At 48.9% G+C, this 15,601-nt stretch carries 12 protein-coding genes; 9 read left to right on the plus strand and 3 right to left on the minus strand.

The window, feature by feature from the left end; all coding sequences use genetic code 11:
- Positions 1 to 52: 52 nt before the first annotated feature.
- The 4 genes from MHH93_RS17865 to MHH93_RS17880 all read left to right on the plus strand — a co-directional run bounded on the left by MHH93_RS17865 (position 53) and on the right by MHH93_RS17880 (position 6,269).
- Entirely contained in the window at positions 53 to 1,165 is a 1,113-nt protein-coding gene (locus MHH93_RS17865; RefSeq protein ID WP_500055095.1) for a glycoside hydrolase family 88/105 protein, read from the plus strand.
- Positions 1,162 to 2,223 carry a pectinesterase family protein gene (locus MHH93_RS17870; protein ID WP_500055096.1) on the plus strand — a complete coding sequence of 354 codons (1,062 nt, stop codon included), beginning with the start codon at positions 1,162 to 1,164 and terminating at the stop codon, positions 2,221 to 2,223. Before MHH93_RS17865 ends, MHH93_RS17870 begins: the two co-directional genes overlap by 4 nt.
- 374 nt (positions 2,224 to 2,597) lie before the next feature.
- Complete coding sequence (locus tag MHH93_RS17875; protein ID WP_500055097.1) at positions 2,598 to 4,169, plus strand: chitinase; 1,572 nt, start codon at positions 2,598 to 2,600, stop codon at positions 4,167 to 4,169.
- Positions 4,170 to 6,269, plus strand: coding sequence for a glycosyl hydrolase family 18 protein (locus tag MHH93_RS17880; protein ID WP_500055098.1), 2,100 nt, complete (start codon positions 4,170 to 4,172; stop codon positions 6,267 to 6,269).
- A 154-nt stretch (positions 6,270 to 6,423) separates the two neighbouring features.
- Here the strand turns inward: MHH93_RS17880 and MHH93_RS17885 are convergent, their stop codons facing one another.
- Both MHH93_RS17885 and MHH93_RS17890 read right to left on the minus strand, forming a co-directional pair.
- Positions 6,424 to 7,281 carry an aldo/keto reductase gene (locus MHH93_RS17885; protein ID WP_500055099.1) on the minus strand — a complete coding sequence of 286 codons (858 nt, stop codon included), beginning with the start codon at positions 7,279 to 7,281 and terminating at the stop codon, positions 6,424 to 6,426.
- A gap of 192 nt (positions 7,282 to 7,473) precedes the next feature.
- Positions 7,474 to 8,688, minus strand: coding sequence for an MFS transporter (locus MHH93_RS17890; protein WP_500055100.1), 1,215 nt, complete (start codon positions 8,686 to 8,688; stop codon positions 7,474 to 7,476).
- Positions 8,689 to 8,852: 164 nt separating this feature from the next.
- Here MHH93_RS17890 and MHH93_RS17895 point away from each other — a divergent pair, with 164 nt between their 5' ends.
- The 3 genes from MHH93_RS17895 (at position 8,853) to MHH93_RS17905 (ending at position 10,518) form a co-directional block, all read left to right on the plus strand.
- Complete coding sequence (locus MHH93_RS17895) at positions 8,853 to 9,248, plus strand: winged helix-turn-helix transcriptional regulator (protein WP_500055101.1); 396 nt, start codon at positions 8,853 to 8,855, stop codon at positions 9,246 to 9,248.
- A complete protein-coding gene (locus MHH93_RS17900; RefSeq protein ID WP_500055102.1) occupies positions 9,245 to 9,922 on the plus strand; it encodes a TIGR00266 family protein in 678 nt (225 codons plus the stop codon). The genes MHH93_RS17895 and MHH93_RS17900 overlap by 4 nt, the downstream gene beginning before the upstream one ends.
- A 134-nt stretch (positions 9,923 to 10,056) precedes the next feature.
- Positions 10,057 to 10,518, plus strand: a complete 462-nt coding sequence (locus MHH93_RS17905; RefSeq protein WP_500055103.1) for a MarR family winged helix-turn-helix transcriptional regulator — start codon at positions 10,057 to 10,059, stop codon at positions 10,516 to 10,518.
- Between the two features lie 146 nt (positions 10,519 to 10,664).
- Here the strand turns inward: MHH93_RS17905 and MHH93_RS17910 are convergent, their stop codons facing one another.
- Entirely contained in the window at positions 10,665 to 11,639 is a 975-nt protein-coding gene (locus MHH93_RS17910; protein ID WP_062836693.1) for an aldo/keto reductase, read from the minus strand.
- Between the two features lie 115 nt (positions 11,640 to 11,754).
- Between MHH93_RS17910 and MHH93_RS17915 the strand changes: the two genes are divergently transcribed.
- Positions 11,755 to 12,795 carry an LCP family protein gene (locus MHH93_RS17915; RefSeq protein WP_500055104.1) on the plus strand — a complete coding sequence of 347 codons (1,041 nt, stop codon included), beginning with the start codon at positions 11,755 to 11,757 and terminating at the stop codon, positions 12,793 to 12,795.
- A 188-nt stretch (positions 12,796 to 12,983) separates the two neighbouring features.
- Positions 12,984 to 15,572 carry a DUF2339 domain-containing protein gene (locus MHH93_RS17920; RefSeq protein WP_500055105.1) on the plus strand — a complete coding sequence of 863 codons (2,589 nt, stop codon included), beginning with the start codon at positions 12,984 to 12,986 and terminating at the stop codon, positions 15,570 to 15,572.
- Positions 15,573 to 15,601 lie beyond the last annotated feature (29 nt).

Below are 15,601 nucleotides of genomic sequence, written 5' to 3' on the forward strand. Positions count from 1 at the left end.
CCGTTAGTCATACATGTATTAGTTAAGTACAACATTCAAGGAGGAATTGCTTATGCAGGTACAGACGCAGTTATCCTGGTCTGAGCGAATTGCAGCAACGATCATCCAGCAATGTGACGGGGACGGTTATCATGCGTTCCCTTCGGGACGATGGGCATACGTGGAAGGCATGACATTGATGGCGATGGCTCGAACTGGGCGATATTATGGCAAGCAAGAGTATGTTGATTTTATGAAAAAACATATGGACTTGTATATCCAGCCAGATGGTTCTATCAGCACGTATACTTTGGAAGAATATAATCTGGATCAGATTAATCAGGGGAAAAACCTGTTTGCATTGCTGGATGGTACAGAGGATCAGCGTTACGCAGAAGCGGCGCATCTCTTGGCAGCACAGCTCGCAGGGCAACCTCGAACGTCGGAGGGCGGCTTTTGGCACAAAAAAATCTATCCATTCCAGATGTGGCTGGACGGCCTGTATATGTCCTCTCCCTTTCTGTCCGAGTATGCGAAGACATTTGATCACCCCGAGTTATGGGATGAAGTAGCGCACCAGATTCTGCTGATCGAACGCCAGACCCGTGATCCCCGGACCGGACTGCTCTATCATGGCTGGGATGAATCGAAGGAGCAGGTCTGGGCCGATTCATCGACAGGGTGCTCGCCACACTTCTGGAGCCGGGCGATGGGCTGGTATGCTATGGCGATTGTGGACAGCGTGGAGCATTTCCCCGTGAATCATGCAAAACGCGGCACCATCATCGGTATCTTCGAACGGATGTGCCATGCTTTGGTGCGCGTGCAGGAGCAGGAGAGCGGGTTATGGTTTCAGGTGCTGGATCAGGGCTTCCGCAAAGGCAACTATCTGGAAGCATCCGGGTCAAGCATGTTTGTATATGCACTTGCAAAGGGTGTGCGGCTGAAGTATCTGGAGCCGCATTTCAGAGCTGCGGCGGAGAAAGGATGGCAGGGGCTTTCCTCCAGATTGGTGGAGGAGACGGCTGATGGCGTTCGGTTAAACGGGATCTGTCATGGCGCAGGACTAAGTCTGGACCGGGATGGCTCGTACAGCTACTATGTGAGCGAAGCGGTTGTAAGCGATTCCTTTATGGGGGTGGCTCCGCTCCTGCTGGCAGCGCTGGAAATGGAGCGATTGCCATGACACAGCAAAAATTTCCGAATACAGCATTGGAACCATCGACTCCCTGTCTGACTGTTGCTTCAGATGGGACGGGGGATTATGTGACGATTCAGGCTGCAGTTGATGCGCTGCCGGAGAATGGAATCGGAAACGTTCCGATTCGAGTAAAAGCTGGCGTCTATTATGAGAAGCTGCATATGGAGAAGCCGGGCATTCATCTGATTGGTGACGGGGCGGAGCAGACGATCATTACGTATGATGATTATGCACTTAAGAAGTTCCCGGACGGGTCGCCATATCATACGTTTCATTCCTATACCGCTTTCATCGGTGCCGATGATTTTACGGCAGAGGGCATTTCCTTCGTTAATGCTGCCGGGCCGGGCAAGGAGGTTGGTCAGGCGCTGGCCGTTTACGTAGATGGAGACCGGGCGGTCTTTCGCCGCTGTCGTCTGATCGGCCACCAGGATACGATCTTCACCGGCCCATTGCCGGAGCAACCCATGGATCGCAGTTACTTTGGCGGGCCACGCGATGGTGCCGAGCGGCGTAAGCTGCGGCAGTATTTCGAGGACTGTTACATTGAAGGCGATATCGATTTTATTTTTGGCTCGGCTACGGTGGTATTTAAGGGCTGCGAGATTTTTACGAAGAATCGCCTGACCGAAGCGGAGGCTGCGGATGGACAAGTGAACGGCTGGATTACCGCAGCGTCTACTCCGGAGGATGTACGATACGGCTATGTGTTTCTGGACTGTGATCTGACCAGCAATGCTCCGCCGCAGTCGGTGTATCTGGGCAGGCCGTGGCGTCATCATGCCAAAGTCTGTTTTCTGAACTGCTGGATCGGCGCTCATGTGAAGCGGGAGGGATGGCATAACTGGAACAAGACAGATGCGGAGCAGACTGTTCAGTATGCGGAATATAACAGTGCCGGGCCTGGTGCCGGACGTGCTGCTGATCGTGTGCCCTGGGCCAAAATGCTGACCGAACAGGAAGCGGCGGAGTACGCTATAGCTCTGATTCTATCCGGCGTGGATGGTTGGCAGCCTTTTGAAGGGGAAGGGGAGCAGCGGTAAGATTCGCCCTATTCTCTACACAATATATAACACAGGCTTTCTTTCAAGTCTCCTGAGGACTTGGCGGAAAGCCTTTTTCGGCGTTCCATATTACATTTTTCGCCCCTAATAGAACTATTTTATCCCTTATCTCCCAGGCATTTTACTGATTAAATACAGGGTGAGGATCTGTAAATTCCCTGTAAAATTTGGTGATGTCTGCTGAAAGAGAAAACGAGAGGGAAGGTCCATTTTGATAAGGGAAGGGAGTGAAGCGACACGCAACATCAGATGGCTGAATGAGCTGGCTCTAATCAATCACAGATCAGATGCAGGTGGACGATGGATGCTTAGTTTGCAAGGTGAACGTATCCTTAGTACAGGAGGGATTTTGCTTGAATCAAGCTGTTCGGTTCCGCCCGGTTATTACATTTGCTTTGGCATTTCTTCTACTTCTTTTGTGGTTTGCACCGAGAGCCGATGCCGCCGCCCAGTGGCAGGCAGGCACCGCATACAAGAAAGGAGACCTCGTCACTTATCAAAATAAAGATTATGAGTGTATTCAGGCCCACACGGCATTGACCGGATGGGAGCCCTCTGTTGTACCTGCGTTGTGGAAATACGTCGGGGAAGGTTCGGGAGGGGAAACGCCAACGCCAGATACGGCACCGCCTTCTGTTCCTGCGGGTCTGACTTCATCCTCCATAACGAACACCTCCGTTAGCCTTGCCTGGAATGCATCCACGGATAATGTGGGTGTAGTGGCATATGAGGTGTACCGGAACGGTGTTCTTGTGACAAGTACTTCAACTACAACAGCTATAGTCACGGGACTGACAGCTAGCACGACCTATGCTTTTACGGTAAAAGCCAAAGATGCCGCAGGCAATATATCCGCTGCGAGCACCTCCCTCAGTGTAACGACTTCCAACGGGTCTTCCAATCCTGGGCCAACCGGCAGCAAATGGCTGATCGGCTACTGGCACAACTTCGATAATGGTTCAACGAATATCAGACTTCGTAACGTATCAACAGCATATGACGTCATTAATGTCTCCTTTGCCGAACCAATTTCACATGGCAGCGGAACGCTTGCTTTTACTCCATACAATGCAACGGTAGCCGAATTCAAATCCGATATTGCCTACCTGCAAAGCCAGGGGAAAAAAGTACTGCTTTCCATGGGGGGAGCCAACGGTACCATTGAGCTCACCGACGCGACCAAGAGACAGCAATTCGAAGATTCGTTAAAATCAATCATTTCCACGTATGGTTTCAATGGTCTTGATATCGATCTGGAAGGAAGTTCCCTCTCTTTGAATGCAGGGGATACCGATTTCCGTAGTCCAAATACACCGAAAATTGTTAACCTCATCCAAGGAGTGAAAGCGGTTAAGTCACACTTCGGCGCCAATTTCATCCTGACGGCTGCGCCGGAGACGGCCTATGTACAGGGTGGATATCTGAGCTACGGCGGCCCTTGGGGGGCATACTTGCCAGTCATCCATGCCTTGCGTAATGACCTGACCCTGCTTCATGTGCAGCACTATAACACGGGCTCCATGGTGGGGTTGGATGGACGCTCTTACGCGCAAGGAACAGCTGATTTCCATGTGGCCATGGCGGAGATGTTGCTTCAAGGCTTCCATGTAGGCGGCAGTTCAGGCCCGTTCTTTAGTGCCCTGCGACCGGACCAGATTGCGATCGGCGTACCGGCCTCCCAACAGGCTGCCGGGGGCGGGTATACCACGCCAGCCGAACTGCAGAAGGCGCTGAATTATCTAATTAAAGGTGTGTCCTACGGCGGTTCCTATACTTTGCGCCAGCCTGCGGGTTATGCGGGGATAAAAGGGATTATGACCTGGTCAATCAATTGGGACGCATATACGAATAACCAGTTTTCGAGCGCACATCGTCCGTTCCTGAACGGGCTGAGTACGCAAATGACAAAGGAGGTTGTGTATTAGATGATACCTTTCAATAAACACACTGCTTTCAAGAAGACTGCAACGTTTTTACTGGGTCTATCCCTGCTCTTATCCGTCATTATTCCTTCTTTTGTGCTCCAACCCGCTACGGCAGCAGCTGCAGATTCTTATAAAATTGTTGGTTACTATCCGTCCTGGGCTGCGTACGGGAGAAACTACAATGTAACGGATATCGACCCAACCAAGGTCACGCATATCAACTATGCATTTGCCGATATTTGCTGGAACGGTATTCATGGAAATCCGGACCCTTCGGGGCCAAATCCGGTAACTTGGACTTGTCAGAATGAAAAAAGCCAAACAATTAATGTACCGAATGGAACAATCGTGCTTGGCGATCCCTGGATTGATACGGGGAAGACATTTGCAGGGGATACGTGGGATCAACCCATTGCAGGCAATATCAATCAGCTTAACAAGCTGAAACAGATCAATCCTAATCTGAAGACCATCATCTCCGTGGGGGGTTGGACATGGTCCAACCGCTTCTCTGATGTGGCTGCGACTGCTGCAACGCGAGAGGTATTTGCGAACTCTGCCGTCGACTTCCTGCGCAAATACAATTTTGACGGGGTGGATCTGGATTGGGAGTATCCGGTATCAGGCGGGCTGGATGGTAACAGCAAACGTCCTGAGGATAAGCAAAATTACACGCTGCTTCTGAGCAAAATCCGTGAGAAGCTGGATGCTGCCGGAGCTGTGGACGGGAAGAAGTATCTGCTTACGATTGCAAGTGGAGCGTCGACGACCTATGCTGCGAATACAGAGCTTGCCAATATAGCTTCCATCGTCGATTGGATTAATATTATGACATACGATTTTAACGGGGCTTGGCAAAAAGTCAGCGCGCATAACGCGCCGTTGAACTATGACCCTGTGGCTTCGGCTGCCGGGGTGCCGGATGCCAATACATTTAATGTGGCTGCCGGAGCACAAGGGCATCTGAATGCTGGGGTACCAGCCGCCAAACTTGTGCTTGGTGTTCCATTCTATGGCCGCGGCTGGGATGGATGCGCACAGGCGAGCAATGGCCAGTATCAGACCTGTACGGGAGGTTCGTCCATTGGAACTTGGGAAGCAGGTTCCTTTGACTTCTATGATCTGGAGACGAACTACATTAACAAAAACGGGTACACACGTTACTGGAATGATACGGCCAAGGTGCCATATCTCTATAATGCGACCAACAAGCGTTTTATTAGCTATGATGATGCGGAGTCGATTGGATATAAAACCGCTTTTATCAAGAGCAAAGGACTCGGCGGTGCGATGTTCTGGGAGCTTAGCGGTGACCGGAACAAAACACTCCAAAATAAACTGAAAGCTGATCTGCCTAACGGAGGTACAGTACCTCCAGCAGATACGACGGCGCCAAGCGTACCGGGAAATGCCCGCTCGACAGGTGTGACGGTCAACTCGGTGACGCTCGCTTGGAATGCTTCAACGGATAATGTAGGGGTTATTGGGTATAACGTCTACAATGGTGCCAATCTTGCTGCCTCCGTCAACGGAACGACAGCAACAATCAGCGGCCTGTCCGCGGGTACTTCGTATACCTTTACGATCAAAGCAAAAGATGCGGCAGGTAATCTGTCTGCAGCAAGTAATGCTGTAACCGTAAGCACTACGACTCAGTCGGGAGGTGATACGCAAGCGCCAACTGCACCGACGAACCTGGCATCGACAGCGCAAACGGCATCCAGCATAACGCTGAGCTGGGCGGCATCCACGGATAACGTGGGTGTAACGGGTTATGATGTGTATAATGGAACGACACTTGCGACATCTGTCAGCGGAACGACAGCAACGATCAGTGGGCTCACTGCGGACACCTCGTATACATTTACGGTAAAAGCAAAGGATGCGGCAGGGAATGGTTCTGCTGCGAGCAATGCAGTGACTGTGAAAACGGCAGCAGTGACGACGAACCCGGGCGGTTCCGCCTGGCAGGCGAATACAGCCTATACTGTAGGACAGCTGGTCACGTATAGCGGCAAGACGTATAAATGTTTGCAGGCCCACACCTCCTTGCCTGGGTGGGAACCATCCAATGTCCCTGCATTGTGGCAGGTCCAATAGATAAAATATGCAATACCTCATTTTGAAATGAAACATGCAGTGTTAGCGGGTCTTGGCTACAGGGAAGAGAATATGACGAAAAACCACCGGCTCCTGGTCCGGTGGTTTTTCGCTATGCAATATCAAACAACGCAGGCTCCCAAAAGGCTAATCATTAGAAATCGAAGTTGTCCGGGTCAGGTCCAACACGTACATCTTCGTTCAGGGCACTGATCTGGTCCATCTCTTCATTTGAAAGTTCAAAATCAAAGATGGAAGAATTCTCGATAATCCGCTGTTCCTTGGTGGACTTCGGAATGGTAATGACCCCATTTTGTAGATCCCAACGCAGGATGACTTGTGCAACCGATTTGCCTTTGGCTGAAGCGATCGCCGTGAGTACTGGATTGTCCAACAGCTGACCTTGCATCAGAGGTGACCATGCTTCAAGCTGGATACCATGCTTTTCGCAGAAGGCTTTAAGCTCAACCTGAGTCAGGTGAGGGTGATATTCCACCTGATTGATCATCGGTTTCACTTTGGCATCCTGCATCAGGTCTTCGAGATGATAAATCTGGAAGTTGCTTACCCCAATAGCCTTAATGCGACCTGCTGCGTACAGCTCTTCGATTGCTTTCCAGGCTGCTTTGTATTTGCCGGCCTTAGGCCAGTGAATCAGATACAGATCCAGGTAATCCAGTCCCAATTTGTTCAATGTCGTATCAAAAGCAGCAAGCGTCTCTTCATATCCGAGGTCCGCATTCCATACTTTAGATGTAACAAACAGTTCTTCGCGTTTCAGGTTGTTTTCTTGCAAAGCTTCTGCAATCGCTTGTCCCACACCGGCTTCATTGCCGTATATTGCAGCAGTATCGATACTGCGGTAGCCATGTTTAATCGCATTTTTCACGGCTTCAATCAATTCAGATCCTTCTTCTACCTTAAATACACCAAGTCCGAACCAAGGCATAGGAACACCGTTATGCAGAGTTACTGTGGATTGTAAATGTTGTGCAGTTTGAGCTGTTGTCATGAGATTTCCTCCTTCAAATGTGTAAAAATCAGTGATTTCAAGCTGTATTGCCGTTATTACATCATACAAAATCAAATCATAGTAGATCAAATTGGGTTCAACATATATAGTATAATTAAATACGATATGAAACCGGTTCCCTCCAGAGGTTGGAACCAATATGACAAAGGGCGAGCCCAGTAAGAATGAAACTTAGAACGAAGCTTTCTCCATTTCGATGGATGCATGTTGATCCTTGTTTTCCAGCACTTTAGCCCATGCGGTCAGGATTACAGCTACAAGAACCATCAAAGCTCCGACCCATGTCGTGTGAATCAAACCAATAGAGTCATTAATCACTCCACCCAAATAGGCACCTATTGCGATCCCGGCATTAAATGCCGCGATGTTAAAGGCTGAGGCTACATCCTTGGCTTGTGGTGCATATCGTTCAGCCAAAGTTACAACGTACATCTGTAGACCAGGCACATTCATGAAGGCAAGTAGTCCCATACCCATAATGGTAAGCAGTGCTGCCAACTTGAACGGGACGGTGAAGTACATCACACCCAGAATGATGGTCTGAATGATGAACATGTAGAAGAGCGCCTTGAGCGGGTTACGATTGGCTGCTCTGCCACCGATGATGTTGCCGACAGCAATGGCGATTCCGTACAACAACAGAATGAACGCGACGGTTTTCTCGGAATATCCACTGATGTCATGCAACAATGGGGACAGATACGTAAAGACGACAAATGTTCCTCCGTACCCAACGGCAGTGATGGCAAAAGCAAGCAGCAAGCGTCCACCTGTAACCAGCTTCAGCTGATCCCGAAATGCCGTTCTCGTTCCTCGTTTCAACGTGGATGGCACGAGTATGAGGTTTCCAATCATCGCGATGATGCCAACCACAACAATCAGGATAAATGCAGCGCGCCAGCCCCAATGCTGACCGATGAGTGTACCGAGAGGTACACCGGTTACTGTGGCAATGGTTAGACCGGAGAACATGATGGCAATGGCACTTGCCCTGCGGTTAGCAGGTACCAAATCGGCGGCAATCGTCGAGCCGATGGACATGAATACTCCGTGTGCCAGAGCGGACACCACTCGTGCAATGAGTAACATGGTGATGCCGGTCGATAGTGCAGCCATCGTGTTACCCGCAATGAAGACAATCATGATGGCAAGCAGTAGCGTTTTGCGTGATACGGTAGACGTGATTGAGGTCAGAACAGGAGCCCCAAAAGTGACGCCTAAAGCATATAAAGTAACGGTCAGTCCCGCTGTAGTTACGGAAATGCCCAGGTCATCTGCAATGAGGGGCAGTAGCCCAACGCTGATAAATTCTGTGGTACCGATCGCGAACGCACTGATAGCCAGAGCTAGCAGGGCCCACGTGCTGCGTTTTGAATCATGTAACATTTCTTGCTCAACTCCCCCGAATGTAGATTTACGTACCGGCAAATGCTATTATGAGTTATTCAGTATAGATTGAATAGTACGTACTTTTTAGTACCCTACGTACTTTTTGGTGCCTATACAGCATGCGACGGATGTAATCCAATTCATCAGGGAGGAAGCAAGTGATGGTTAGAAAAAAATACAATATCTCAGTTGAAGCCACTCTAGAGGTGATCGGTGGCAAGTGGAAATGCGTCATTCTCTGTCATCTGACACATGGGAAAAGACGAACCAGTGATCTCAAGCGTATTATGCCCGCAATTACGCAGAAAATGTTAACACAGCAATTGAGAGAGCTCGAAAACGACGGGATCGTAAACCGAATTGTATACAATCAGGTCCCTCCCAAAGTAGAATACGAATTAAGTGATTACGGGCGAAGTCTTGAACCGATTCTCACTGCGCTCTGTAATTGGGGAGATCAACATATTGTGAAGGAATATGGAGACAAATCAGCTGTGCTGGAGGATAATGGGCTCAATGATTTTAACTCTGACAATAGGGAGCTGGTACAACCGTGAACTATGAGATTCTATATGATGGTGCTTTTGCGATGCTCAAGGTACATTTGCAGCGGGGAGAGCGGTTCAAGGCCGAAAGCGGTGCGATGGTATCCATGACCCCAACGGTTGAACTGAAGGGTTCAGCAGAAGGTGGGATGTTTGCCGGGTTTGGTCGAATGCTGAGCGGGGAGAAGTTTTTCTTTCAGGAACTGACGGCAGCGGGCGGGTCGGCAGAGATTCTGCTCTCACCTTCAAGCATGGGCGATGTAGAAGCTGTTGAATTGGACGGTTCCTACTCACTCTATGTGCAGAAAGATGGATTTCTGGCAGGGACAGAGGGCATTCAGGTGAATACCAAAATGCAGAACCTGAAGAAAGGCCTCTTTTCAGGAGAAGGTTTCTTCATTATTGAGGTCAGCGGACGTGGAACCGTATTTCTGTCTTCCTATGGTGCAATCCATGCGATTAATCTGACAGCAGGTGAAGAAATAATCGTGGATAACGCCCACTTGGTGGCATGGCCTCATTATGTAGATTACCGGATTGAGAAAGCTTCACAGGGCTGGTTATCCAGTGTTACAAGTGGAGAAGGATTGGTATGTCGGTTCCGTGGAGAAGGAACCATTCTTATACAGAGCCGCAATCCGCAAGGATTCGGACAATGGGTGAAGCAGTTTATCCCTGCGCGCTAATTCATTTGTGAGAAAAACACACACAGAGTTGCAACGGATGTGTTTCCATCATCGTTATATGAATAATGGATTTACTTCATTGACTGTTGGGTACATAATCCGTTGCATAAGGTCGCACATCATGGAGGTATGAGATGACAAGCTCACGGTATAAAAATGCACAGGAAAGTCCGGGATATCTGTTATGGCAGGTTACTGCCATGTGGCAAAAGGAAGTACGGAGGGTGCTGGAACCCCTCGAATTGACACAACCTCAATTTGTATTGTTGCACGCCTGTTTATGGCTTAATGAACATGATGAGGAAGGCAAAGGTGTAACTCAGGTTCAGATTGCACAATTTGCCAAAGTGGACGTTAACGTGACTTCACAGGTTCTGCGTGCTCTTGAAAAGAGAGGATTACTTACCCGGGCCCGTCATCAGACAGATACGCGTGCCAATATTATTACAACAACCGAAGAAGGTACCCGATTGGCTGTGGAGGGGATCCATCTGGTCGAGGAATCGGACAAGGCATTCTTTGAAACGTTGGATGGTCGCAAGGAAGAGTATATGGAGATTATGCAGGAGTTTCTTCGCCAAAAATCAGAGGGCTAGTCCATTTATATAATTTTTTTAATTTATTAAACTACAGATTGTAGTGGAATTGGTATTTTTTCTGAATACTAATGAAGATAGTGTTATATGAAAAAATTAAAATAAACCTCCTGACTTCATCCGTCGGGAGGTTTATTTCAGTTGCTTCAATCGATTCGGTAGGACGCAAATGGCTCGCGGCGACGGAAAGAGTCACTGATCTGATCCAGATCGGCCAATAGCTCATCAGGCAGTGACATGTCCAGACTAGCCAGATTATGTTCCAGCTGCTCGGTGCGTGTAGCGCCCACAATCACTGTAGATACAGCTGGACGTGTCAGTAGCCATGCAAGCGACAGAACACTCGGGGAGCATCCATATGAGGCAGCTTTAGCACTCACTTGTTCACTCAGTTGGATATTATGCTCCAGCAGAAAACGGTTGAAGGACGGATCGGTGTCTGCTCTGGAACCAGAAGGCACACTGGTCTGTCCGTTATATTTACCGGTCAGAATACCACCTGCCAGCGGGAAATACGGGATAATGCCTACGCCCTGATCGAGACACATCGGTACCAGTTCCAGTTCAGGTGTACGATCAGCCAAGGAGTAGCTGGTTTGGGTGGAGATATAGCGCACATAACCTTTCTGTTCACTAATGCCCAGCGCCTTCATCAACTCCCAAGCTGCGTAGTTGGAGGCTCCAATGTAACGAACTTTACCGGAAGTGACCATATCGTCCAGTGTGCGCAGTGTCTCATCCAGCGGGGTATGTGGATCAAAAGTGTGGATCTGATACAGATCCACATAATCCGTTTGCAGACGCCGCAGGCTATGTTCCAGCTCTTGTTGCAGATGGTAGCGGGATGAACCGCGCCCATGGGGACCATCATGCCGGGGAAGTCCGGCTTTGGTCGCAAGCACCGCGTTTTCCCGACGACCTGTGAGAGCCTGTCCAATGATGCGTTCCGATTCTGTACCTGCGTAGATATTGGCGGTATCGATAAAGTTGATGCCCTGATCCATCGCTGCATGAATAATGCGGGTAGAAGCTGCTTCATCCGCGCGTTTGCCAAACGCATTGGTGCCAAGCCCCAGTGCCGACACACGCAGACCACTATTGCCTAAACGTCTATACTCCATCATTCATCGCTCCTTCTGAACCTTCTCTTGTATTGCAGATTATAACGTAATCTATTGTAAACGCGTTATTAATATAGTTAAATGATTCTAAGAACCCGTTATTAAAGGAGATAAGATGGAAAACAGTGCTGCACATTTAACAAGACGGAAGCCGAAGAAACCGAAGAAGAAATGGAAGAAGCCATTAATCATCTCCCTGAGTGTGCTGCTTGTGCTCGGAGGACTCGGATTTATTTATCAAAAGCAACTCGTCGTGTTCGCCTTTAATATGTTTGCTTCAGCTCCAGTAAAGGATGCCTTGGATGACTCCTTTAAGCCAGCTGGCGATAAGGATGCCCCTGTCGTGCAACATACGGATCCATTCTCGCTGTTGCTGCTCGGGATTGACCAACGCGATAACGAACCAAGTCGTTCGGATACCATCATCTATTCCGTTGTCCGTCCAGAAGACAATAAAGTGCTGCTGTTGTCCATTCCACGTGATTCCTATACCGAAATTGTCGGGCGGGATGTGAAGTCGAAGATTAACTCAGCTTACGCCCACGGTGAAGCCAAGATGGCGATGGATACGGTGGAGAATTTGCTGGGGAACAAAGTGGATTTCTATGCCGCGATTAATTTTAATGGGCTCAAGGATATTGTTGATGCGGTTGGTGGAGTGGAACTGCCGATCAAAAAAAATATCGAGAACAAATCAAAAGCGCATGAGAAACTGTTCGTTGAAGCCAACAAACCGATCTATAGCGGCGAAGAGGCGCTTGGTTATGTGCGTTACCGGGAAGATTCCGATTTTAATCGGACGATGCGTCATCGGATTTTCTTAAGTGCCTTCATGAATCGTGCGCTGGAGGTCAAAAATCTGACCAAGATCCCGGACGTCATCCAGATAGCCGGATCGAATTTTACAACCAACATGACCTCGGACTTTATCTTGAAATTCGCCGAGTCCTTATATATGAAAGACAGTATACCCACGATCAGTAACTACATGCTGAAGGGGGAAGGTGCGATGCGAAGTGGCACATGGTACTACGATCTGTCGGAGGACGATCTGCAGTATGTACGTGGCATGATCGCCAGTTGGCTGGATCCTGATGCAACCGAGATTATTGAACCCGAATCAACCGAACAGTCAGAGACGAGTGATGCTGCATAAGCCTCGATCTGTATAAAATACTCATATGAATAAAAGTCCGGAGAAGCTGTTGCTTCCCGGCTTTTTTGCGTTCGTAATTCTTTGGATGCAATGTTGTACGGATATATCTAATGTTTAAACCTCTTTTTAAGGCATACATATAGTAAAATATAGGGAAAAGAATAAACATCAACCAACGGAGGAAGCTCATGAAGGATTTTAAGGATCGGCTTGGGCAGGTTCAGGAGCAGCAGAAACAGCTGGCGAAGGCATATCAAGCTTTGCTCCAGGAATACCAGTCCGATGACCTAATTGTTAAGAATGAACAGTTACAGGAGCAGTATGAAGCCCACAAACTCAAGCTGCACCAGCTTGAACTTCGCTCGCGCAAGATGGAAGAAGAGAATGCACGTCTTCGCATGGCGTTATCTGAGCAGATGCTGGATGAGAAGCTCAGTCTGATCCGGGTATCCCGGGAGAAGATGGAGACCTATTTTCAAGGGAAAACAGCAGTACATAATGACCGAGTTGCATTCCATGAACATCGAACGAAGTCCAACCTGAACGCGCTGTACAACCAGGCAGCACAGGAGTTACAAGAGGATTCCCAACAAATGAAGGAGAGGATTGCTTACCTTGCGGCAGAGGTGAAGGAGCGCATTGAATCGCACAAGCGAGCCGTACTGGAGCGAGAAGAGGCTCTACGTGGGCACATGGAAAATGGATATGAGCAGATGGCGGAGGAAGGATTGAGCGAAGAGACGATTCAACGTCGGATCAAACAGAACCGCATGGAGATGAAGATCGGACTCAGCTGGATCAACAAAGTAGCCATCCTGCTCCTCATTCTGGGGGTTGGGGCAGCGTTCCAATACTCATACTCGACCTGGTTTAATGACGAGATGAAGAGCGTAGCCTTTTTCCTGCTCGGTGCGTTGATGCTCGCTGGAGGAGAGTGGCTGTTCCGCCGTAAAAAGCAGACGTTTGCGATGGGCCTGCTCGGTGGCGGGATCTCTGTGTTGTTTGGCTCCATCTTCTATAGTTACTTTTTACTGCATATTATCGGGTTATATACGGGACTTGCCCTGTCTGTATTGGTATCGGCAATCTCCGTATTGTTGTCCCTAAGGTATCAGTCGAAGACCATCTGTTCACTCGGTCTGGTGGGCGGATATCTTCCGCTATTCTCCTACATGTTCTCGTTCGGGCTTGAGGGCACCGCTGTTTATGTAGCCATGATCTATCTGCTGCTCCTAAACGGCATTATTGTGTTCATTTCGTTTGGCAAACGATGGCCGGTGGTGCACTATATCAGTTTCCTGTTCAACACACCATCCATGCTCATCCTCTTGTGGCTGTCGCCAAGTGAGAAGATTGGCATGTTGTATTCCATTGTGACGTTTGCATTATATCTGGGCATTACACTGGCATATCCGTTCAAACATCGGATGAAGTTAACCTGGTGGGATTTCGCTCTGCTCGCTATGAATACGACCATCAGTTGCCTGATGTTATACGTGTTATTTGATGTGGCGGATTGGAATGATGCTCAGGGCTTGTTGGCATTAATCTTCTGCCTGGTGTATCTGGGCCTCGCACGATTCGTTCAGCGCAATATGGCTCAGGAGAAACAGACGACTCTGCTCTTCTATATCACTTCCCTGACCTTTGCCATTCTGATTATTCCATTCCAGTTCGGGGCCAAGTGGTTATCGATGGGCTGGTTAATTGAAGGGGTTCTGCTAGTTACGCTTGGACATCTGAAGCGGTTCAAGTCGGTGGAACGTGCCGGATGGGGTATTGTGCTTCTATGTCTAATCACTTTCGTGTACTATGACTTGCTGGCGCTATTCTTCATCGGGGAACGTTCTTACTTCATGTTAAAATACTCCAGCATCACACTCGGGACCCTGCTGATTACACTGTATTATGCCTGGGCAGTTCACAACAGCTCATCGGTCAGGGAGAGATTCAACTACAGCCCGCTGGAACTGGGCTTCCTGAACGGATTCAAGTATGTGACACTCGCCAATCTGTGGTTATACGTGCTGTATGAATCGAATGAATTGTATACCAGAGCTGTGGATGGGACGTTCCTGTTATACATGTTCTACAAACTGCTCATGTTTGCAGCACTCACCATTTCATTGGCCTATGGATTGAGTAAAGTGAAGTTGTTGCGTGATCCATACGTACAGATGTATACCACTTTCCTGCATGCCATTGGTTGCTGTATTGCACTGGCTGTCACCTTAACCATGCCAGCGCTTCAGCCGGAAGTTCAGCAGCATACAGCGGCAGAGATTGTGGGTTTGCTGGTGCTAATCATCTTTAACGTAGGGGTATTCTTTGCAGGAAGGGATCTGCTGATTGCAGGCATCCGCAGGCAGTTCAAGAGCATTGAATGGTACCCGGTGATCGCAGGGGTATATCTGCTAGGGGTCATCACCGTATTCCTGACGATCCAGTTCCAGTGGGCTGATGTGGGGCTGATGTTCAGCCTGATCTACCTGCTGCTGGCAATTCTCTATATTGCGTATGGCTTCCGTAGAAAATATGTGATGATTCGGCGTCTGGGTCTTGGGTTGACGTTGTTCGCCACCGGTAAAATGGTGTTCTACGATGTGGGTATGCTTACCTCGGGCAGCAAAATCTTTGCCTACTTCAGCTTCGGTGTGCTATTGCTTGGGATATCCTATCTGTATCAGAAGGTGTCCAGCCGGATGGAGGAAATACAGTCCAGGGAGACAGCGAAGCCTGACGACGAACCGACTGTTCCTGAGGAGGAACAAGACTGACTTTGATTTTGAACGACCGAAGTCGCATT

The organism is Priestia sp. FSL H7-0729, assembly GCF_038005685.1.
Classification (GTDB): Bacteria; Bacillota; Bacilli; order Paenibacillales; family Paenibacillaceae; genus Paenibacillus.